Origin of the sequence: Streptomyces sp. XY006 (assembly GCF_002237655.1) — a bacterium.
GTDB classification, from domain to species: Bacteria; Actinomycetota; Actinomycetes; order Streptomycetales; family Streptomycetaceae; genus Streptomyces; species Streptomyces levis.
Map to the genome: position 1 here is coordinate 39,449 of NZ_NOKT01000040.1, position 20,622 is coordinate 60,070.

A 20,622-nucleotide genomic window follows, 5' to 3' on the forward strand; every position below is an offset into this window, starting at 1 on the left:
CTCGCCCTGCCCGTTGCGGCCGCCGGTCTCGCCGCGGCCGTCGCCGCCACCGTGATGACGTCGTCCGCCGGTGCGGCCACCGTCCTGCCGGCCCCGGCCGTCGAGCCGGTCATCGACTCGCCCTCGCCCGCCGCGCTGGAGAAGCGCATCGCGGGGGCCCTCGCCGTCGACGGCAGCGCGGGCCGGACGACCGAGAAGTCGTCACTGAGCTCCGCCACGGTCCCGTCGGACACCGACCCGAAGATCATCGGCGGTACGGAGACCACGCTGAGCTCGGCCCCGTGGATGGCCCAGCTCTGGTACCACGACGACAGGAACACCCCCGAGACCGGCGACGACGTCAGCTTCTTCTGCGGTGGCGCGGTCGTGGCACCGACGAAGATCCTGACCGCCGCCCACTGCCTGCGCGAGGACAACAGGGACTACAACTGGCAGGCCCACGGAGCCGTCGTCACCGGTACGGCCCAGCTGCCCACCACCGACTCCACCGGCGCGACCGACCTGCACGGCGGCCAGGCCACGGCGGTGCAGCGCCAGTGGTGGCAGTGGGGGTACGACCCGGTGGACCGGGAGGTGGGGAAGTACGAGAGCGACCTCGGCATGCTCACCCTGGCCGTCCCGGTCAAGGCGACGCCGATCCGCATGGTCACCCACGGCGACACCGCCTCGTACGCCGCCGGCACCCAGGCCAAGCTCTACGGCTGGGGCCGCACCTCCTCCACCGCCCAGGACCTGTCCCAGACCCTGCGGACGGCCACGCTGACCCTGCGCTCCGACAGCACCTGCTCCGGCGTCTACGACACGGCCTTCGTCCCGGGGCGCATGGTCTGCGCCGGCACCCAGAGCGGGACCGACACCGGCACGACCGCGGCCTGCAACGGCGACTCCGGCGGCCCGCTCGTCGTCGGCGGCCGGATCGCCGGAGTGGTCTCCTGGGGCGTGAAGGACTGCGTGACACAGGGCTACTACAGCGTCTTCACCAGGAAGAGCGCCTACGCCGGCTCCGCCTACCGGCAGATCGACGACACGAACCTGAGCACCTTCAACGGCAGGCCCGACGGCAAGGCCGACCTCTTCGTCCGGAACTCCGCCACGAAGACCGGCTACGAGAAGGACTCCAGCGGCACCTCGTTCGGCACCCGCGCCTCCTGGGGCAACTGGGGGCGGCCAACCTGATCCTCCAGACCGACCTCGACCGGGACGGCTACCAGGACCTGATCTTCCGGGTCGGCTCCACCGGTGACGTGTACTGGAAGCACTACGTGCTCAACAGCGCCCGCACCGGCGGCTCCTGGACCGACACGAAGATCGCCACCGGCTGGAAGACCCGCACCCGGATCATCGTGCCGGGCGACGTCACGGGCGACTACGTGCCCGACCTGCTGTCGGTCGACTCCAGTGGGGTCCTGTGGACCTACCCCGGCAAGGGCAACGGCACCTTCGGCTCCCGCTTCTCGGTGCGCACCGGCTGGAACCAGTACAACTCCGTGCGCGGCCACGGCGACCTCACCGGCGACGGCCGGGCCGACCTGCTCGCCCGCCAGTCCGGCACCGGCGACCTGTACCTGTACAAGGGCACCGGCAAGACCGGCTCGGAGGCCTTCTCCGCCCGGATCAAGGTGCGCAGCGCCTGGACCGGCTACAACGCCTTCGACGCGGTCGGCGACGTCAGCGGCGACGGCAACGCCGACTTCCTGGCCCGCACCCCCGGCGGCACGCTCTACCTCTACAAGGGCACGGGCAAGGCGACGAGCGAGATCTTCGCTCCACGGGTCTCGGTCGGCACCGGCTTCCAGCAGTACGACATCTGGGGCTGAACCGCCGGGTCCGAGGCGCCGGCCAGGGCGGGGGCAGCCGCCGCTCCCGCCCTGGGGCAGGCACCGCTCCAGCCCATGGGCAGGCACCGCTCCGGCCCCACGGCAGGCACCGCTCCCGCCCCGGGGCAAAAGCGTTAGCCACGAATTTCCCGGGGATGAGATCCTGGATCCCGTATGTCTACGCAATCCGCCCCCACCCCCGGCGCCCTCGCCGCCCGCCTGACCGAGCTGTCCCTGCGCGACGCGCACCGGCTCGGGCGCAGGCTCGAAGGTGCGCGCAAGATCCGCAAGCCGGAGGCCCGGGCCGCCGTCCTCGCCGAGATCGAGGCGGAGATCGCCAAGGGCGAGGAGCGGATGGCCGGCCGCCGGGCCCGCATGCCGGAGGTCACGTACCCCGAGCAGCTGCCGGTCAGCCAGAAGAAGGACGACATCGCGGCGGCGATCCGCGACCACCAGGTCGTGATCGTCGCGGGCGAGACCGGCTCCGGCAAGACCACGCAGATCCCCAAGATCTGCATGGAGCTGGGCCGGGGCGTGCGCGGCATGATCGGGCACACGCAGCCGCGCCGGATCGCCGCCCGGACCGTCGCCGAGCGCGTCGCCGAGGAGCTGAACACGCCCCTCGGCGAGACCGTCGGCTGGAAGGTCCGCTTCACCGACCAGGTCGACCCCGAGGCCACCTTCGTCAAGCTGATGACGGACGGCATCCTGCTCGCCGAGATCCAGACCGACCGCGAGCTGCGCGCCTACGACACGATCATCATCGACGAGGCCCACGAGCGGTCCCTCAACATCGACTTCCTGCTCGGCTACCTCGCCCAGCTGCTGCCCAGGCGCCCCGACCTCAAGGTCGTCATCACCTCGGCGACGATCGACCCCGAGCGCTTCTCACGGCACTTCGGCGACGCCCCGATCATCGAGGTCAGCGGCCGGACGTACCCGGTCGAGGTCCGCTACCGCCCGCTCCTCGAAGAGGACGGCGACGACGCCGACCGCGACCAGATCACCGCGATCATCGACGCCGTCGAGGAACTCCAGAAGGAGGGCCAGGGCGACATCCTCGTCTTCCTCTCCGGCGAGCGGGAGATCCGCGACACGGCGGACGCCCTGACCAAGAAGAACTACCGCTTCACGGAGATACTGCCGCTCTACGCCCGGCTCTCCCACGCCGAACAGCACCGCGTCTTCCAGCCGCACACCGGCCGCAGGATCGTTCTGGCCACGAACGTGGCCGAGACGTCCCTGACCGTCCCGGGCATCAAGTACGTCATCGACCCCGGCTTCGCCCGCATCTCGCGCTACAGCCACCGCACCAAGGTCCAGCGCCTGCCGATCGAGCCGGTCTCGCAGGCCAGCGCCAACCAGCGCAAGGGCCGCTGCGGCCGTACGTCCGACGGCATCTGCATCCGCCTCTACAGCGAGGACGACTTCAACGCCCGCCCGGAGTTCACGGACGCGGAGATCCTCCGGACGAACCTCGCCTCCGTCATCCTGCAGATGACCGCGGCCGGCCTCGGCGACATCGAGAAGTTCCCCTTCATCGACCCGCCGGACCACCGCAACATCCGCGACGGCGTACAGCTCCTCCAGGAGCTGGGCGCCCTCGACCCGGCGCAGAAGGACCCCCGCAAGCGGCTCACCGACACCGGCCGCAAGCTCGCCCAGCTGCCCGTCGACCCGCGTCTGGCCCGTATGGTCCTGGAGGCCGACAAGAACGGCTGCGTCCGGGAGGTCATGGTCATAGCCGCCGCGCTGTCCATCCAGGACCCGCGCGAACGCCCCGCCGACAAGCAGACCCAGGCCGACCAGCAGCACGCCCGCTTCAAGGACGAGACCAGCGACTTCCTGGCCTATCTCAACCTCTGGCGCTATCTGCGCGAGCAGCAGAAGGAGCGCGGCTCGTCCTCCTTCCGCCGGATGTGCAAGCAGGAGTACCTCAACTTCCTTCGCATCCGTGAATGGCAGGACATCTACACGCAGTTGCGCACGGTCGCCAAGCAGATGGGCATCCACCTCAACGAGGACGACGCCCCGGCCGACCGCATCCACGTCTCGCTCCTCGCGGGCCTGCTGTCCCACATCGGCATGAAGGACGTGAAGGAGGGCGCGAAGAACGAGTATCTGGGCGCCCGCAACGCCAAGTTCGCGATCTTCCCCGGCTCGGCGCTGTTCAAGAAGCCCCCGCGGTTCGTGATGTCGGCCGAACTCGTCGAGACCTCCCGCCTGTGGGCCCGGGTCAACGCGAAGATCGAGCCGGAGTGGGTCGAGCCCCTCGCCCCGCACCTGATCAAGCGCACCTACAGCGAGCCGCACTGGGAGAAGGACCAGGCGGCCGTGATGGCGTACGAGAAGGTCACGCTGTACGGCGTGCCGATCGTGGCGCAGCGGAAGGTCAACTACGGCCGGATCGACCCGGAGATCAGCCGCGAGCTGTTCATCCGCAACGCGCTCGTCGAGGGCGACTGGCGCACGCACCACAAGTTCTTCTCGGACAACCGCCGGCTCCTCACCGAGGTCGAGGAGCTGGAGCACCGCGCCCGGCGCCGGGACATCCTCGTCGACGACGAGACGCTGTTCGACTTCTACGACCGGCGCATCCCCGAACACGTCGTCTCCGGCGCGCACTTCGACTCCTGGTGGAAGCGCAAGCGGCACGAGCAGCCCGACTTCCTCGACTTCGAGCGCGAGATGCTCATCAACGAGAAGGCGGGCGAGGTCACCAAGGCCGACTACCCCGACTCGTGGCGGCAGGGCGACCTCAAGTTCCGTGTCACCTACCAGTTCGAGCCGGGCGCGGACGCCGACGGCGTGACCGTCCACATCCCGCTGCAGGTCCTCAACCAGGTCACGGACGAGGGCTTCGACTGGCAGATCCCGGGCCTGAGGGAGGAGCTGGTCACGGAGCTGATCCGCTCCCTGCCCAAGCCGATCCGCCGCAACTACGTGCCCGCGCCCAACTACGCGAAGGCGTTCCTGGACAGGGCGGTGCCGCTGCAGGAGCCCCTCACCACCACCATGGCCCGCGAGCTGCGGCTCATGGTCGGAGTCCCCTTCGACGCCGAGGACTTCGACTGGGACAAGGTCCCCGAGCACCTCAAGATCACGTTCCGGATCGTCGACGAGCGCCGCCGCAAACTGGCCGAGGACAAGGACCTGGAAGCGCTCAAGCTCAAGCTGAAGCCCAAGGCGCGCAAGGCCCTGTCGCAGGCTGCGGCGGCCACGGCCGAACGCGAGGGCGGCGAGTCCCTGGAGCGCACGGGCCTCACCGACTGGACGATCGGCACGCTCACGCGCGTCTTCGAGACGCGCCGGGCCGGCCAGCCGGTCAAGGCGTACCCGGCGCTGGTCGACGACGGCGACACGGTCTCGGTCCGCCTCTTCGACACCGAGGCCGAGCAGGCCGAGGCGATGTGGAAGGGCACGCGCCGGCTGATCCTGCGCAACATCCCCGTGAACCCGGCGAAGTTCGCCTCCGACAAGCTGACGAACGCGCAGAAGCTGGCGCTGTCCTCGAATCCGCACGGGTCGGTGCAGGCCCTGTTCGACGACTGCGCGATGGCGGCGGCGGACAAGCTCATCGGCGACTTCGGGGGCCCCGCGTGGGACGAGGAGTCGTACCGGAAGCTGTACGACAAGGTGCGCGCGGAGATCGTCGACACGACCGTCCGCACGGTGGGGCAGGTGCAGCAGGTCCTGGCCGCCTGGCAGGCCTGCGAGCGCCGCCTGAAGGCCGTACGCAGCCCGGCGCTGCTGCCGAACCTCCAGGACGTCCGCAAGCAGCTGGACGCCCTCGTGAAGCCCGGCTTCGTCACGGAGGCGGGCGTGCGCAGGATGCCGGACCTGATGCGCTACCTGGTCGCGGCCGACCGGCGCCTGCAGCAGATGCCGACCAACGTCCAGCGCGACACCACGCGCATGGAGAAGGTCAGGGAGATGCAGGACGAGTACGCCTGGCTCCTGGAGCAGATGCCGCAGGGCCGGCCGGTGCCGCGGCAGGTCCTGGACGTCCGCTGGATGCTGGAGGAGCTCCGGGTGAGCTATTTCGCCCACGCGCTCGGCACGGCGTACCCGGTCTCCGACAAGCGGATCGTGAAGGCGATCGACGCGCTGGCCCCGTGACCGGCCGCGCACGCTGGGTGAGTTCGACCCGGGGCTCACCCTCCTGTACAGTCTCTTCTCGCAGCGCAACGCACGAAAAGCGCGGCGAAACCTGGTCCTGTGGAGCAGTTTGGAGTGCTCGCCACCCTGTCAAGGTGGAGGCCGCGGGTTCAAATCCCGTCAGGACCGCAGTAAAGAAAAGGCCCGCACCCCGCAAAGGGGCGCGGGCCTTCTTCATGCCCGCGGACCACGCCGCCCCGCCGCCCGACGAGGCGGATGCCCTGTGAGCCCTCGGCCCCTCGGTCGGCCCGGCGGTGCCCATGGCTCCGTGCGCCCCCACGCGCCGTCTTGACGCCCCCTCATTCGGTCGGTACCCCAGAACCAGGGCCGCTCCCCGTACGGCCCCTGGAGGTGGCGTATGGCGGCATCGGCTAGGCACGAGACGCGGGCCCTGCTCCGCGCACACCTGGCGGCCGCGTCGTCCTACCGGCACCTCACCCGGCACTGCCCGATCTGCCACCACCTGCTGAGGCTGGCGATGGAGTCCGCGCCCCGCACGGCCCAGGAGACCGGCCCGGCCCGGGACGAGGTCGCCGAGGACGAGAGCCCCGCCCCCGCGTGAGCCGGCCTCAACACCCGTGCACAGAAGGGGAGCTGGAGCCGGAGGCTCCTCTACCGCACCGGCGGCGGAGCTAACAAGCCGCTTGGTATGTGACGGGTGTCACCGCATGAGTTTTACGAAGTGCGGTACTTACCCGCCTCCTACAAAGGGTCAATTTAATATGTGCAATTGCACCTTGTCCGAGGTGCCGCACACAGCTGATCCGACACCCCTCCCCAGACTCCGACAAGCCCGCTCACAGCAGGTCCGGCGGCGGGTGCCCGGCGCACAAAAAAGATCGCGCTGGACCCGGCGGAGTCCAGCGCGACCGACGACGCACCCTGTTACATGCCCGGAAAGCTCTCTCTGGCTTGGGCGTGGGGCCTGTTGGGGCAGGACCCCGCGTCGCTTGGAGCTGTGGGTCCGGACGTCACGGCCAGTTGGGGGACGGACCGTTTTGCCCGGTATTCAGTTGTTCAGGCCTCGCTGCGCTGCTGCGGAATACCCGCGAGCAGAGCGCGGACCTCAGCCTCGCGGTAACGCCGATGCCCGCCGAGCGTGCGGATCGACGTGAGCTTGCCGGCCTTCGCCCACCGCGTGACCGTCTTGGGGTCGACGCGGAACATGGTGGCGACCTCAGCCGGGGTCAGCAGCGGCTCGGCATCAGGGGTGCGAGCGGTCATGAGCGGCCTCCTCGGGAGAACCGAACCTTCTCGGTTCTTTCCTCTAAATTCTGCACCTTGACCCGCGTTGCCCGAAATGGCGGACGCGAGTCGAGTCGGTTATAGGACGAACGGCTTGTCCTCGGCACTACAACTACACCATCTGTCCAGCCGCGTCGGCCAAACCGATGGAATTGCCCCTCCAGGTGCCCATCAGCCACGGAAGCCGATGGACCATGCCATAGCGGACAGTCACGCCGCTGTGACGATCAGTCACAGCGGCGATCAGGAGTCACGAGACCCCCCAAAGCGTGCAATGCTGAGATTCCCCCCATAGTGCAGCACTACGGGACGGAAGGAGCCCTCCCCGGACTCCTTGTCCTATTTTGGCATGAGGAGGGGCAAGCGGCGCAAGGGCCCCGTACGTGTAGTCCGTCACGCTTGGTCTACTTGAGAGGTACGCCCGGATCGGGTCCTACGTCCCTTGTTGACGAAGCCTCAGGAAACGCACAGCCCGCTTCAGGAACTCGGTGCGAGGACGAAACCCCAAATCGGGCGGTTCGTCAAACGTCAGTTCGTGACCGACCACGAGCGGTCCGTACGGATCGCGAGGTCAGGGGTCAGTTGGCCGACCGCAGATCCCGTACCGAACGCCAGCGCTCCACGAGCCGGGCGTACGCCACCCCGGCGGCGGCGCCGTCACCCCGGCGCAGCGCGGCGATGCCCTCGGCCACGTCGGCGGCGGAGTGGTCGTCCTCCAGCGTCCCGGCCGGCACGGCGTGCACCAGGCCGCCGTAGTCCAGCTCCACCAGTGAGCGCGGGTGGAACTCCTCCAGCCAGCGCCCGACGTCCAGCAGGCCGTCGATCAGCGGTCCCTCGTCCATGGCCTCCCGCAGGGCGCGCAGGCCCCGGGCCACGCGCCGCCGGGCCTGGACCATGGGGGTGCGGTAGCGCAGCACGGGCGGGCTGTCCTCGCTGTCGCCCTTGTCGTACTCGCGCTCCTCGTCGGCGACCAGCACGAACCAGCTGATCGGCACCTGCCAGGTCGCCGTACGGATCCACGGCCGGGCGTCCGGGTTGATCGCCAGCCAGCGCTCGTAGTCCTGGGCGGCCTGGCGGCGCAGGACGGGCGGCAGGACCGCGTCCAGGACCGGCGGCGGGAGCTCGTCCGAGAGGTCCTCCAGGGCCAGCCAGCCGCGCAGCCGGGTGCGCCAGGGGCAGACGCAGACGACCCCGTCCACGTCCAGCACGAAGGCGTCCTCGCTCTCGTGCACCGGCACCGGGACCGGCGGGGTGGGCGCCAAGTCGGCCAGGGCGCGCCGGAGTTCGTCCTGGTACGAGGGACGATCCGGACGGCGGGCGTAACGGGCCCAGTGGCCGCGCTCCGGCTCGGGGAAGGCGGCCAGCGGTTCGTACACGCGCAAGTAGGTCGCGTAGGGGACGATCACCGAGGACACCTTGGGCACGCCTGCTCCCTCCCCCGCCCGTCGCGGCGAAAACCTGCGGAACCCGCTCACGATCGCGCGGGAAATCCATTCAAATCGTCGCACGGGTGTACTCCGCTCGGAGGTGATCCTGAGCACCGTGCGGCCGGCGGGCCCACCAGGCTCTAATCTCATGCTCAACAGTCCCCGCCACCCGCACGGGGCCTGTCTCCACCCGCCGCAACTTACTCAGGAGTCACCACCGTGACCGACGTAACCGGCGCACCTGCTGATGTCCTGCACACCCTGTTCCACTCGGACCAGGGAGGCCATGAGCAAGTCGTGCTCTGCCAGGACCGCGCGAGCGGCCTCAAGGCCGTCATCGCCCTCCACTCCACCGCCCTGGGCCCCGCGCTCGGCGGTACGCGCTTCTACCCCTACGCCACCGAGGCCGAGGCCGTCGCCGACGCGCTGAACCTCGCCCGCGGCATGTCGTACAAGAACGCCATGGCCGGTCTCGACCACGGCGGCGGCAAGGCCGTGATCATCGGCGACCCGGAGCAGATCAAGACCGAGGAGCTGCTGCTGGCCTACGGCCGGTTCGTGGCCTCGCTCGGCGGCCGGTACGTCACCGCCTGCGACGTCGGCACGTACGTGGCCGACATGGACGTCGTGGCGCGCGAGTGCCGCTGGACGACGGGCCGCTCCCCGGAGAACGGCGGCGCCGGGGACTCCTCCGTCCTCACCGCCTACGGCGTCTACCAGGGCATGCGCGCCTCCGCGCAGCACCTGTGGGGTGACCCCACCCTGCGCGGCCGCAAGGTCGCCATCGCAGGTGTCGGCAAGGTCGGCCACCACCTGGTCGAGCACCTGCGGGCGGAGGGCGCCGAGGTCGTCATCACCGACGTGCGCGAGGACGCCGTGGGGCGGATCCTCGCCGCGCACCCCGAGGGCGTCACGGCCGTCGCCGACACCGCCACCCTGATCCGCGTCGAGGGCCTGGACATCTACGCCCCGTGCGCGCTCGGCGGCGCGCTCGACGACGACACGGTCCCGGCGCTCACCGCCAAGGTGGTCTGCGGCGCCGCCAACAACCAGCTCGCCCACCCGGGCGTGGAGAAGGACCTCGCCGACCGCGGGATCCTCTACGCGCCGGACTACGTGGTGAACGCCGGCGGCGTCATCCAGGTGGCCGACGAGCTGCACGGCTTCGACTTCGAGCGGTGCAAGGCGAAGGCGGCCAAGATCTACGACACCACGCTCGCCATATTCGCACGTGCGAAGGAAGACGGTATTCCGCCGGCCGCGGCGGCCGACCGGATCGCCGAGCAGCGGATGCACGACGCGGCCGCGGCGCGCCGGGCGAGCTGACCCGGGTCCGGGCACCGCTAGTCGCACGTTTGGCCGGTACCCGCCGGTGGGCAGTTAGAGAGAACTCTCACTTCTCCCGGCGGGTCGACCGCCGATAAGTGGTTAAAATCGCGGTTGACCAGCGAGGACGGGGCGCCTCGAAGGTCCTGGGCGCGGGCACGTCATGCGGGCGACGTACCGTATGGGCGCGGGCTCAGGTACCGTGGAAGCCCTACGGACCGGTCTCTCTGCGGAGAGTCCGTGCCGGACCATGAACGCGTGTCAAGACTCTGGGGCCGTCGAGCCCCGTCGTTGAGGGGGTCGAGCCATGGGGCGCGGCCGGGCCAAGGCCAAGCAGACGAAGGTCGCCCGCCAGCTGAAGTACAACAGCGGTGGGACTGACCTCTCACGCCTGGCCGAGGAGCTGGGTGCATCGCCTTCGAATCCGCAGCCGCCTAACGGCGAGCCGTTCGAAGACGATGAGGACGACGACCTGTACGCACGGTACGCCGACCTCTACGAGGACGACGACGACGAGGACGGCCAGTCCTCGCAGCATCGTCGAGGCGCTTGACCTTGCACTGAGCATTCACCCGGTCGGTGACTCCGGTCACCGACCGGGTTCTGTGCTGCGTGCAAGGTGACGACCGTGTCTCAGCTCGCGTAGTCACCGATCAGGGCGGCACCGGTGGGGTGCTCGCCCCGTTCCGTGATCTCGCCTGCGACCCAGGCGTCCACGCCGCGGTCGGCGAGGGTCGTCAGGGCCACCTCGGTGGACTCCTGGGGCACGATCGCGATCATGCCCACGCCCATGTTCAGGGTCTTCTCCAGCTCCAGGCGCTCGACGCTGCCCGTACGGCCGACCAGGTCGAAGATCGGGGCCGGCGTCCAGGTGGAGCGGTCGACGATCGCGTGCAGCCCGTCGGGGATGACCCGGGCGAGGTTGGCCGCGAGCCCGCCGCCGGTGATGTGGCTGAAGGCGTGCACCTCGGTGGTGCGCATCAGGGCCAGGCAGTCCAGCGAGTAGATCTTCGTCGGCTCCAGCAGCTCCTCGCCGAGGGTGCGGCCGAGCTCCTCGATGTGCGCGTCCAGCGCGAGGCCGGCCTGGTTCAGCAGGACGTGCCGGACCAGGGAGTACCCGTTCGAGTGAAGACCGGAGGACGCCATGGCGATCACCGCGTCACCCGTTCGGATGCGATCCGCGCCGAGCAGCCGGTCCGCCTCCACGACGCCCGTACCGGCGCCGGCGACGTCGAAGTCGTCCTCGCCCAGCAGCCCCGGGTGCTCGGCCGTCTCGCCGCCGACCAGGGCGCAGCCGGCCAGCACACAGCCCTCCGCGATGCCCTTGACGATGGCGGCGACACGCTCGGGGTGGACCTTGCCGACGCAGATGTAGTCGGTCATGAACAGCGGCTCGGCGCCGCAGACCACGATGTCGTCCATGACCATCGCGACCAGGTCGTGGCCGATGGTGTCGTAGATCCCCAGCTGCCGGGCGATGTCGACCTTGGTGCCGACACCGTCCGTGGCGGAGGCGAGCAGGGGGCGCTCGTAGTTCTTCAGGGCGGAGGCGTCGAAGAGGCCGGCGAAGCCGCCGAGGCCGCCGAGGACCTCGGGGCGCTGGGCCTTCTTCACCCACTCCTTCATCAGTTCGACGGCGCGGTCGCCGGCTTCGATGTCGACGCCCGCGGCTGCGTAGCTGGCGCCGCCTTCGGCAATGGGTTTCTCGGACATGGCTAAAGAGAACCTTCGTGTCGTACGGCGGGGGTGACGGGCCCGTCTACGGGCGGCGGATCGCGTCGGCGGCGGCCGTGGCGGCCGGGCCGGCGGCCAGCTCCGTCTCCAGCAGCTGCTTGCCGAGCAGCTCGGGGTCGGGGAGCTCCATCGGGTACTCGCCGTCGAAGCAGGCGCGGCACAGGTTCGGCTTGGCGATGGTGGTCGCCTCGATCATGCCGTCGATGGAGATGTAGGCCAGGGAGTCGGCGCCCAGGGAGGTGCCGATCTCGTCGATCGTCATGCCGTTGGCGATGAGCTCGGCGCGGGTGGCGAAGTCGATGCCGAAGAAGCAGGGCCACTTCACGGGCGGCGAGGAGATCCGGATGTGGACCTCGGCGGCGCCCGCCTCGCGGAGCATGCGGACCAGGGCCCGCTGGGTGTTGCCGCGCACGATCGAGTCGTCGACGACGACCAGGCGCTTGCCCTTGATGACTTCCTTCAGCGGGTTCAGCTTCAGGCGGATGCCCAGCTGGCGGATGGTCTGCGAGGGCTGGATGAACGTACGGCCCACGTAGGCGTTCTTGACCAGGCCGGCACCGAAGGGGATCCCGGAGGCCTCCGCGTAGCCGATGGCGGCGGGGGTGCCGGACTCCGGGGTCGCTATGACCAGGTCGGCCTCGACCGGGGCCTCCTTCGCCAGGCGGCGGCCCATCTCCACGCGGGAGAGGTACACGTTCCGGCCGGCGATGTCGGTGTCCGGGCGGGCCAGGTACACGTACTCGAAGACGCAGCCCTTGGGCTTCGCTTCCGCGAATCGGGAGGTGCGCAGACCGTTCTCGTCGATGGCGACGAACTCGCCCGGCTCGATCTCGCGGACGTAGGAGGCGCCGCAGATGTCGAGGGCGGCGGACTCGGAGGCGACGACCCAGCCGCGCTCCAGCCGGCCGAGGACCAGCGGGCGGATGCCCTGCGGGTCGCGGGCCGCGTACAGGGTGTGCTCGTCCATGAAGACGAGGGAGAAGGCGCCCCGGACCTTCGGCAGGACGCTGTGCGCGGCCTCCTCGATGGTCAGCGGCTTGCCTTCCTCGTCCGTCTGGGCCGCGAGGAGCGCGGTGAGCAGGTCGGTGTCGTTGGTCGCCGCGACGCGCGGGGTCCGCCCGCCCTCCTGCTTGGGCAGGTCGGCGACCATCTCGGCGAGCTGGGCGGTGTTGACGAGGTTGCCGTTGTGGCCGAGCGCGATGGAGCCGTGCCCGGTGGCACGGAACGTCGGCTGGGCGTTCTCCCAGACGGAGGCACCGGTGGTCGAGTAGCGGGCGTGTCCGACCGCGATGTGACCCTGGAGCGAACCGAGGGAGGTCTCGTCGAAGACCTGGGAGACCAGGCCCATGTCCTTGAAGACGAGGATCTGTGAGCCGTTGCTGACCGCGATTCCCGCGGATTCCTGGCCTCGATGCTGGAGGGCGTAGAGCCCGAAGTACGTGAGCTTGGCGACCTCTTCGCCCGGAGCCCAGACACCGAAGACGCCGCAAGCGTCCTGGGGGCCCTTCTCGCCGGGGAGCAGGTCGTGGTTGAGTCGTCCGTCACCACGTGGCACGCCACCGAGTGTAGGCGAGGTCGACCACTGGTCCGAATTGGGGATACCGGACTTTCCGGTGGATCACCGCCCGGCGACAGCTCGCACACGCGCGCCGTTTTCGCTGGTCAGCGTGAGAGTTCGGTGATCGACCGCGTACTTCACCCGCCCGTCGAAAAGTCGCAGCAGCGTCTTCTCGTCGGCCATGAGTGAGTCTTCGCACATCATTCGGGTCGTGGCCGGGGGGCCGAGGGTGATATGGCCGTCGCGCACCGTGGCCTTGGCGTTCACCTTGTTGCAGCCGAGGCTGCCGGAGACGGTGCCCTTCCCCTCGTCGAACGTGAGGTGGGCCTTGCCGTCGGCCCGGGGGCTGGTGACGGTCCACTTGGTGCCGCTCAGCCGCGCGTCCTTCGCCTCGGTCAGGCGGACGGTCTCGCCCCGGTCGGTGGTGAGGGTGAGGCGGTCGCCGTCCACCCGGGCCCGGAACTCGTGGCCGGAGAGCGTGCGCGCGAGGGTCTCCTCGAACGCCATGGGCGTGTCCTCGCAGGCCATCTCCGTGGCCATGGTCCTGCCGAGGCGGACGCGGTCGCCGTCGACGGTGGCGTCCGCGCCGAAGGTGTTGCAGCCGAGGCTGCCCTCGGCCCGGCCGTTGTCGATGGTCACGTGGGCGCCGTCGGGGGCCCGCTGGGTCTTCCCGTCGGCGGTGACGCTGTCCACGCTCCACCGCACGCCGGTGACCGGCCGCTCGGGACCGACCGAGCCGCTGCCGCCGTCCGCCTTCTCGCCGCCGCAGGCCGCCATGAGCGGGACGAGCATGGCGGCGGCCGTCAGGGTCATGCGCTGCTTCTGCCTGTCCATGCCACTTCGACGGGGCACCCGGGGGGATCGGTTCCCCTTATGTCATCAGGGGCAGGTGGGCCGACAGGTCCGCCCGCTCTCCGCTCGCGCTGACCTCGGCGTCGCGCAGCGCCTGATCCCAGGTCCGCCGCCCGGTCGCCAGCCGGATCCAGGTCAGCGGGTCCGTCTCGACGACGTTGGGCGGGGTGCCCCGGGTGTGCCGCGGCCCCTCCACGCACTGCACCACCGCGTACGGCGGCACCCGGACCTCCGTGGAGCCGCCGGGCGCCTTCACGGCGAGCGCGTCGGCCAGCAGCCGGGTGGCGGCTGCCAGAGCCTGGCGGTCGTGGGGGACGTCCAGGCCGGGGACGGCCGCGTTGAGGTCGTCGGTGTGGACGACGAGTTCGACGGTGCGGGTCACGGCGTAGTCGGCCAGCGGCAGGGCTCCGGCGCTGGTCGGGAGCAGCCGGCCGGCGGGGTGCGCGTCCAGGTTCGCGGTGAAGCGGCGTTCCGCTGCGGCGAGGTGGGCGTCGAGGTCCGGGTGCTCCTCGGCCAGGCGGCGGGCGGTGCCGGCGATGGCGGGGGCGTCGGCCGCGATGGCGAACGGCCAGTCGAGCAGCCGGCCGGTCTGCCGGACGGGCTCGGGCTCCGCGAGCAGCCGGTCCACGGCGTCCAGGGCCATGGCGCAGTGCGCGGCCAGCTCGCGCACGGTCCAGTCGCCGAGCCGGGTGGGCCGGGCGAGCTGCTCGGGGGTGAGGCCGGCGACGGCGGCCCGTACGTGCCCGAACTGGGCGAGCACGGCCGCCCGGATCTTGGCGGGGTCGTAGCTGCGGGGACGTTTCCTGGCCGGGGGCATGGGGGTCAGCCTAGGGCGGGGGTCCCGGCGGGCGCTTCGAAGGTCTCGCCGTTGCGCGGGACGCCGATGCCGCGCCAGACGAAGGGGACGCCCCGGGCCGCGTCCGGGTCGGGGGCGTCCATCAGCTGGAAGTGCAGGTGGGGTTCGGAGGAGTTGCCGGAGTTGCCGCAGCGGGCGATCGGCTGCCCGGCGCGGACGCGGTCGCCCTCGCGGACGGTGAGGCTGCCGCGGCGGAGGTGGGCGTAGGCGGCGTAGGTGCCGTCGCCGAGGTCGAGGACGACGTGGTTGCCGAGGATGCGCCCGGTGCCGCACAGCTCGCGCACGGAGCCCTCGATCAGCATGAGGTACACCAGCCCCGGCAGGGAGGTGCGGCTGAGGTGGTCGCGCTGCCCGTCCGAGACCCGTACGACGGTGGCGTCGGCGACCGCGAGGATCGGGGCGCCGAAGGCGGGGTAGTCCTGGGGGCGGCGGGCGAGCGGCCACAGCCAGCGGAAGGCGGGGCGCTGTCCCGGCGCGGGCTCGGCCAGGATGTCGATGGCGTAGGTCTGCCCGTGGGCGTGGATGCCGTGGCTGGGGGTCCGGTCGGCCGGGCTGTTCAGCGCGGACCAGCGGCCGGTCACGGGCGGGGCGACCTCGACGGGCTCACGGGCCACCCGGGGGCTGTCCGGGGCGCCGCCCCACCGGTTGGCGACGGTGACGACCGCGTACGCGAGCACCAGCGGCAGCAGGTCCCACAGGACGGAATGGCTCCAGTCCAGGCAGACGTGGGCGATCACCAGGCCGATGAAGAGCAGCTGGAGAACCCGGCAGGCGATCATGCCGGACTTGCGTACGGACATCCTGTCCCCCTCTTCGTGCTGTGCGTCCGGCTCTTCGTGCTGTGCGTCTAGGGACGGGCCGTGGCCAGTGCCACCAGCAGCGGGACGACCCGGGCCGGCGGCACCTCGTAGCGGCCGCGGGCGGTGGTGTGCAGCCAGCCCGTGCCGGTGAGCTGACGCAGGTGGTGGTAGATCTGGCCGGTCGTGCCGACCTCGTCGAGCTCGGCCAGTTCGGCGGCGGTGCGGCGGCCGCCGATGATCTCGCGCAGCAGCCGGAGCCGGACGGGGTGGCCGAGCGCCGCCAGGGACTCGGCGGCCGCCGTCGCGTCGGCGTCCAGGAGGTCCTCGGTGAGGACCGTCATCTGCCAGGCGTACTCCTCGCCGGTCGGCAGCCGTACCGAGCCGGTGTAGAGGACACCACCGTCGGCGATGCCGGCGCCGGAGAGCTGGTCCTTGAGCACGTTCAGGGCCCAGAAGTCACCACCGTCGACGCGGGGGCCGGTGCGCCGGCCGCCTTCCAGTACCGCCAGACGGCGTTCGAGGTCGGCGACGCGTTCTTCCAGGTTCACGACATCGAGATTACGGAAGTACGTAATTCCGTGCAACGGTGTGGATCGAGACGTCGTCCCGGGAACGGCGAAGCCCCCGCCCGGACGGACCGGGCGGGGGCTTGGCGGCTGTCGCTTACGCCAGCAGCGCGGGGATCGTGCCCTCGTGCGCCTCGCGCAGCTCGGACAGGGTGAGCGTGAACTCGCCCTGGACGTCCACCGTGTCACCGTCGACGACACCGATGCGGGTGGCCGGGAGGCCCCGGGCGCCGCACATGTCGGTGAAGCGGAGCTCCTCCGAGCGCGGCACGGCCACGACCGCGCGGCCCGCCGACTCGGAGAACAGGAAGGTGAAGGCGTCCAGACCGTCCGGGACGATCAGGCGCGCGCCCTTGCCGCCCAGCAGCGCCGACTCGACCACGGCCTGGATCAGACCGCCGTCGGACAGGTCGTGCGCGGAGTCGATCATGCCGTCGCGGGAGCCGGCAATCAGGATCTCGGCCAGCAGCCGCTCGCGCTCCAGGTCGACCTTCGGGGGCAGGCCGCCGAGGTGGTCGTGGATCACCTGGGACCAGGCCGAGCCGCCGAACTCCTCGCGGGTGTCGCCGAGGAGGTAGAGCAGCTGGCCCTCCTCCTGGAAGGCGACCGGGGTGCGGCGGGCGACGTCGTCGATGACGCCCAGGACCGCGACGACCGGGGTCGGGTGGATGGCCGCCTCGCCCGTCTGGTTGTAGAGCGAGACGTTGCCGCCGGTCACCGGCGTGCCGAGCTGCTGGCAGCCGTCCGCCAGACCGCGCACGGCCTCCGCGAACTGCCACATCACCGCCGGGTCCTCGGGCGAGCCGAAGTTCAGGCAGTCGGAGACCGCGAGCGGCTTGGCGCCGGTGGTGGCGACGTTGCGGTACGCCTCCGCCAGCGCGAGCTGGGCGCCGTGGTACGGGTCGAGCTTGGCGTACCGGCCGTTGCCGTCCGTGGCGATGGCCACGCCGAGGCCGGTCTCCTCGTCGATCCGGATCATGCCGGAGTCCTCGGGCTGGGCGAGGACGGTGTTGCCCTGCACGAAGTGGTCGTACTGGCTGGTGATCCAGGACTTGGAGGCCTGGTTCGGGGAGGAGACCAGCTTGAGGACCTGGTCCCTGAGCTCCTCGGACGTCTCCGGCCGCGGCAGCTTGTTCGCGTCGTCGGCCTGCAGGGCGTCCTGCCAGTCGGGGCGGGCGTAGGGACGCTCGTAGACCGGGCCCTCGTGGGCGACCGTGCGCGGGTCGACGTCGACGATCTTGCCGCCGTGCCAGTAGATCTCCAGGCGGTCGCCGTCGGTCACCTCACCGATGACGGTGGCGATGACGTCCCACTTCTCGCAGATCTCCAGGAAGCGGTCGACCTTCTCCGGCTCGACGACCGCGCACATGCGCTCCTGCGACTCGCTCATGAGGATCTCCTCGGGCGAGAGCGTGGAGTCGCGCAGCGGGACGTCGTCCAGGGTGACGCGCATGCCGCCCGAGCCGTTCGAGGCGAGCTCGGAGGTGGCGCAGGACAGGCCGGCCGCGCCGAGGTCCTGGATGCCGACGACCAGCTTCTCCTGGAAGGCCTCCAGGGTGCACTCGATGAGGAGCTTCTCCTGGAAGGGGTCGCCGACCTGCACCGCGGGACGCTTCGACGGCTTGGCGTCGTCGAAGGTCTCGCTCGCCAGGATCGAGGCGCCGCCGATGCCGTCGCCGCCGGTCCGGGCCCCGTACAGGATGACCTTGTTGCCCGCGCCGGACGCCTTCGCGAGGTGGATGTCCTCGTGCCGCATGACGCCGATGGCACCGGCGTTGACCAGCGGGTTGCCCTGGTAGCAGGCGTCGAAGACGACCTCGCCGCCGATGTTGGGCAGGCCCAGGCAGTTGCCGTAGCCGCCGATGCCCGCGACCACGCCCGGCAGGACGCGCTTGGTGTCGGGGTGGTCGGCGGCGCCGAAGCGCAGCGGGTCGACGACCGCGACCGGGCGGGCGCCCATGGCGATGATGTCGCGGACGATGCCGCCGACACCGGTGGCCGCGCCCTGGTAGGGCTCGACGTACGACGGGTGGTTGTGCGACTCGACCTTGAAGGTGACCGCGTAGCCCTGGCCGACGTCCACGACACCGGCGTTCTCGCCGATGCCGACGAGCATGGCGTCGTTCTCGGGCGCCTTCTCGCCGAACTGGCGCAGGTGCACCTTGGAGGACTTGTACGAGCAGTGCTCGGACCACATGACCGAGTACATGGCGAGTTCGGCACCGGTGGGCCGGCGGCCGAGGATCTCGACCACGCGCTCGTACTCGTCCTTCTTCAGGCCCAGTTCGGCCCAGGGCAGCTCGACGTCGGGGGTCGCGGCCGCGTGCTCGACCGTGTCCAGAGGCGTCCGGCTCATGCGTTGACCAGCTTCTTGAGGATCGAGGTGAAGAACGGGAGGCCGTCGGTGCGGCCGGTGCCGATCAGCGGCTCGACGGCGTGCTCGGGGTGCGGCATGAGGCCGACCACGTTGCCGGCCGCGTTGGTGACGCCGGCGATGTCCCGCTGCGAGCCGTTGGGGTTGAAGTCCAGGTAGCGGAAGGCGACGCGGCCCTCGGCCTCCAGCTGGTCGAGCGTGTACGCGTCGGCGACGTACTGCCCGTCGTTGTTCTTCAGCGGGATGTGGATCTCCTGGCCGGCCGTGTAGTCGGTGGTCCAGGCGGTCTCGGCGTTCTCCACCCGCAGCTTCTGGTCGCGGCAGATGAAGTGCAGGTGGTCGTTGCGCAGCATCGTGCCGGGCAGCAGGTGCGCCTCGGTGAGGATCTGGAAGCCGTTGCAGATGCCGAGCACCGGAAGGCCGGCCTTGGCCTGCTCCAGCAAGGGTTCCATCACCGGCGAGAAACGGGCGATGGCCCCGGCGCGCAGATAGTCGCCGTAGGAGAAACCACCGCACAGCACCACGGCGTCGACCTGCTTGAGGTCCTTGTCCTTGTGCCAGAGGGCGACGGGCTCGGCGCCGGCGAGCCGGATCGCGCGCTGCGTGTCCCGGTCGTCCAGACTTCCCGGAAAAGTGACGACGCCGATACGAGCGGTCACTTCACGGCCTCCGCGACTTCCTCGACCCGGACGGTGAAGTCCTCGATCACGGTGTTCGCGAGGAAGGACTCCGCAAGATCGTGAATGCGGGCGAGGGCGGCCTCGTCGACCGGCCCGTCAACTTCCAGTTCGAAACGCTTTCCCTGGCGGACGTCCGAGATCCCGTCGAAACCCAGCCGCGGCAGTGCGCGCTGCACCGCCTGGCCCTGGGGGTCGAGGATCTCCGGCTTGAGCATGACGTCGACTACGACGCGTGCCACTGGCACTCCCGGTGTGTGGTGCTGAGCAGGTTCCTTCAGACTACCCGCACAAAATTTCTACGCGCGTCGACTTGGAGGAAGCTACGTGACCGCCATCACGATCCGGCATCGACGAGCACACACACGAAAATTTCCGGGAAAGATTCCCGATCGACACCCGAAACCTATTGCGTTCGGACACGCGGAAGGATTTAGTCGGGGCTTCACCATGCATTGCCGGGCACTGTAGAAATGAATTGGCAAGTGCCGCAAGAAGGGACCGATATTCGTGGCGCAGAAGGTCGTGGTCACCCTCTTTGACGACATCGACGGCTCGGAAGCGACGGAAACGATCGCTTTCGGACTGGACGGCAGGTCGTACGAGATCGACCTGAGCGAGATCAACGCCGGTGAACTGCGGAAGGCGCTCGCGCCCTACGTGGAGGCCGGCCGCAAGCGGTCCCGCTCGGGCAAGGCCTACCGGCAGACGGAGGTGGCGCCCGACCCCTCGGCCGTGCGCGCCTGGGCCCAGGCCAACCACATGGAGGTCCCCGCGCGCGGGCGCATCCCCAAGAAGGTCTACGAGGCGTTCAGCGCCGCCCAGTGACGGCCCCTGCGGGCCCGCGCCGACGACCGGTCACCGGCCCCTCGCGGCAACCGACTTGCGCAGCACCCCCGCTGATCAGCTAGAGTCTGGAGCACGCCGAGGGGCGCGGCCGAAAGGCCCAGCTCACGGAACATGCGGGTGTAGTTCAGTAGTAGAACATCCCCCTTCCAGGGGGAAGGCGCAGTGTGCGATTCCTGTCACCCGCTCTGCACTGCCGTACCGACCACGGATGTGGATCAGGTAGGCTGGTGCCCGCACCGGTCAGTGAGAGCTGGTCGGGAGCAATGCGGACGTAGCTCAGTTGGTAGAGCGCAACCTTGCCAAGGTTGAGGTCGCGAGTTCGAGCCTCGTCGTCCGCTCGGGAATGAGACCCCGGTCCTGATGGACCGGGGTCTTCTCGTATC

The 20,622-nt window shown here is 70.2% G+C and carries 16 protein-coding genes, 3 tRNA genes and 1 pseudogene; 9 read left to right on the forward strand and 11 right to left on the reverse strand.

Features of this window, described 5'->3' with window-relative positions; all coding sequences use genetic code 11:
* Positions 1–54 precede the first annotated feature (54 nt).
* The 4 genes and pseudogenes from CHR28_RS33755 (at position 55) to CHR28_RS33770 (ending at position 6,537) form a co-directional block, all read left to right on the forward strand.
* A pseudogene (locus tag CHR28_RS33755) lies at positions 55–1,817 on the forward strand (trypsin-like serine protease).
* Positions 1,818–1,991: 174 nt separating this feature from the next.
* Complete coding sequence (gene hrpA / locus CHR28_RS33760) at positions 1,992–5,936, forward strand: ATP-dependent RNA helicase HrpA (protein WP_094057538.1); 3,945 nt, start codon at positions 1,992–1,994, stop codon at positions 5,934–5,936.
* A gap of 93 nt (positions 5,937–6,029) precedes the next feature.
* Positions 6,030–6,104 (forward strand) — tRNA-Asp (locus CHR28_RS33765).
* Between the two features lie 229 nt (positions 6,105–6,333).
* Positions 6,334–6,537, forward strand: coding sequence for a DUF6274 family protein (locus tag CHR28_RS33770; RefSeq protein ID WP_094057539.1), 204 nt, complete (start codon positions 6,334–6,336; stop codon positions 6,535–6,537).
* Between the two features lie 455 nt (positions 6,538–6,992).
* Here CHR28_RS33770 and bldC read toward each other — a convergent pair whose 3' ends face one another.
* On the reverse strand, positions 6,993–7,199 hold the full coding sequence (gene bldC, locus CHR28_RS33775; RefSeq protein ID WP_003949541.1) for a developmental transcriptional regulator BldC: 207 nt from the start codon (positions 7,197–7,199) through the stop codon (positions 6,993–6,995).
* A gap of 599 nt (positions 7,200–7,798) precedes the next feature.
* On the reverse strand, positions 7,799–8,644 hold the full coding sequence (locus CHR28_RS33780) for a hypothetical protein (RefSeq protein ID WP_094057540.1): 846 nt from the start codon (positions 8,642–8,644) through the stop codon (positions 7,799–7,801).
* A gap of 222 nt (positions 8,645–8,866) precedes the next feature.
* Here CHR28_RS33780 and CHR28_RS33785 point away from each other — a divergent pair, with 222 nt between their 5' ends.
* Complete coding sequence (locus CHR28_RS33785; RefSeq protein WP_094057541.1) at positions 8,867–9,973, forward strand: Leu/Phe/Val dehydrogenase; 1,107 nt, start codon at positions 8,867–8,869, stop codon at positions 9,971–9,973.
* Between the two features lie 307 nt (positions 9,974–10,280).
* Positions 10,281–10,526: a DUF3073 domain-containing protein gene (locus CHR28_RS33790; RefSeq protein ID WP_053669978.1), complete on the forward strand. Its 246-nt coding sequence runs from the start codon at positions 10,281–10,283 to the stop codon at positions 10,524–10,526.
* An 80-nt stretch (positions 10,527–10,606) separates the two neighbouring features.
* Here CHR28_RS33790 and purM read toward each other — a convergent pair whose 3' ends face one another.
* From purM to purS, 9 genes are all read right to left on the reverse strand, one after another.
* Positions 10,607–11,686: a phosphoribosylformylglycinamidine cyclo-ligase gene (gene purM, locus CHR28_RS33795; RefSeq protein WP_094057542.1), complete on the reverse strand. Its 1,080-nt coding sequence runs from the start codon at positions 11,684–11,686 to the stop codon at positions 10,607–10,609.
* 46 nt (positions 11,687–11,732) lie between these two features.
* Positions 11,733–13,262 carry an amidophosphoribosyltransferase gene (gene purF, locus CHR28_RS33800; protein ID WP_094057543.1) on the reverse strand — a complete coding sequence of 510 codons (1,530 nt, stop codon included), beginning with the start codon at positions 13,260–13,262 and terminating at the stop codon, positions 11,733–11,735.
* A gap of 63 nt (positions 13,263–13,325) precedes the next feature.
* Complete coding sequence (locus tag CHR28_RS33805) at positions 13,326–14,099, reverse strand: META domain-containing protein (protein ID WP_094057544.1); 774 nt, start codon at positions 14,097–14,099, stop codon at positions 13,326–13,328.
* Between the two features lie 37 nt (positions 14,100–14,136).
* On the reverse strand, positions 14,137–14,934 hold the full coding sequence (locus CHR28_RS33810) for a maleylpyruvate isomerase family mycothiol-dependent enzyme (protein WP_094057545.1): 798 nt from the start codon (positions 14,932–14,934) through the stop codon (positions 14,137–14,139).
* Positions 14,935–14,939: 5 nt separating this feature from the next.
* A complete protein-coding gene (locus tag CHR28_RS33815; protein WP_094057546.1) occupies positions 14,940–15,773 on the reverse strand; it encodes a M23 family metallopeptidase in 834 nt (277 codons plus the stop codon).
* A gap of 47 nt (positions 15,774–15,820) precedes the next feature.
* The gene (locus tag CHR28_RS33820) at positions 15,821–16,321 is read right to left on the reverse strand and encodes an ArsR/SmtB family transcription factor (protein WP_094057547.1); all 501 of its coding nucleotides are present in this window, start codon (positions 16,319–16,321) and stop codon (positions 15,821–15,823) included.
* A 115-nt stretch (positions 16,322–16,436) separates the two neighbouring features.
* On the reverse strand, positions 16,437–18,695 hold the full coding sequence (gene purL, locus CHR28_RS33825) for a phosphoribosylformylglycinamidine synthase subunit PurL (RefSeq protein WP_094057548.1): 2,259 nt from the start codon (positions 18,693–18,695) through the stop codon (positions 16,437–16,439).
* Positions 18,692–19,372, reverse strand: a complete 681-nt coding sequence (gene purQ / locus CHR28_RS33830; RefSeq protein ID WP_094057549.1) for a phosphoribosylformylglycinamidine synthase subunit PurQ — start codon at positions 19,370–19,372, stop codon at positions 18,692–18,694. The genes purL and purQ overlap by 4 nt, the downstream gene beginning before the upstream one ends.
* Positions 19,369–19,632: a phosphoribosylformylglycinamidine synthase subunit PurS gene (purS, locus tag CHR28_RS33835; RefSeq protein WP_030251612.1), complete on the reverse strand. Its 264-nt coding sequence runs from the start codon at positions 19,630–19,632 to the stop codon at positions 19,369–19,371. Before purS ends, purQ begins: the two co-directional genes overlap by 4 nt.
* Positions 19,633–19,900: 268 nt before the next feature.
* On the opposite strand from purS, the gene CHR28_RS33840 reads away from it, so the two are divergent.
* The 3 genes from CHR28_RS33840 (at position 19,901) to CHR28_RS33850 (ending at position 20,577) form a co-directional block, all read left to right on the forward strand.
* Positions 19,901–20,218, forward strand: coding sequence for a histone-like nucleoid-structuring protein Lsr2 (locus tag CHR28_RS33840; RefSeq protein ID WP_094057550.1), 318 nt, complete (start codon positions 19,901–19,903; stop codon positions 20,216–20,218).
* Between the two features lie 134 nt (positions 20,219–20,352).
* Positions 20,353–20,424, forward strand: a tRNA-Gly gene (locus CHR28_RS33845).
* Positions 20,425–20,504: 80 nt separating this feature from the next.
* Positions 20,505–20,577 (forward strand) — tRNA-Gly (locus CHR28_RS33850).
* Positions 20,578–20,622 lie beyond the last annotated feature (45 nt).

Bases quoted from the DNA above. Each gene is read 5' to 3' on its own strand.
- hrpA (WP_094057538.1), top strand. From the start codon at position 1,992: ATGTCTACGCAATCCGCCCCCACCCCCGGCGCCCTCGCCGCCCGCCTG.
- CHR28_RS33770 (WP_094057539.1), top strand. From the start codon at position 6,334: ATGGCGGCATCGGCTAGGCACGAGACGCGGGCCCTGCTCCGCGCACAC.
- bldC (WP_003949541.1), bottom strand. From the start codon at position 7,199: ATGACCGCTCGCACCCCTGATGCCGAGCCGCTGCTGACCCCGGCTGAG.
- CHR28_RS33790 (WP_053669978.1), top strand. From the start codon at position 10,281: ATGGGGCGCGGCCGGGCCAAGGCCAAGCAGACGAAGGTCGCCCGCCAG.
- purM (WP_094057542.1), bottom strand. From the start codon at position 11,686: ATGTCCGAGAAACCCATTGCCGAAGGCGGCGCCAGCTACGCAGCCGCG.
- CHR28_RS33805 (WP_094057544.1), bottom strand. From the start codon at position 14,099: ATGGACAGGCAGAAGCAGCGCATGACCCTGACGGCCGCCGCCATGCTC.
- CHR28_RS33810 (WP_094057545.1), bottom strand. From the start codon at position 14,934: ATGCCCCCGGCCAGGAAACGTCCCCGCAGCTACGACCCCGCCAAGATC.
- CHR28_RS33815 (WP_094057546.1), bottom strand. From the start codon at position 15,773: ATGTCCGTACGCAAGTCCGGCATGATCGCCTGCCGGGTTCTCCAGCTG.
- purL (WP_094057548.1), bottom strand. From the start codon at position 18,695: ATGAGCCGGACGCCTCTGGACACGGTCGAGCACGCGGCCGCGACCCCC.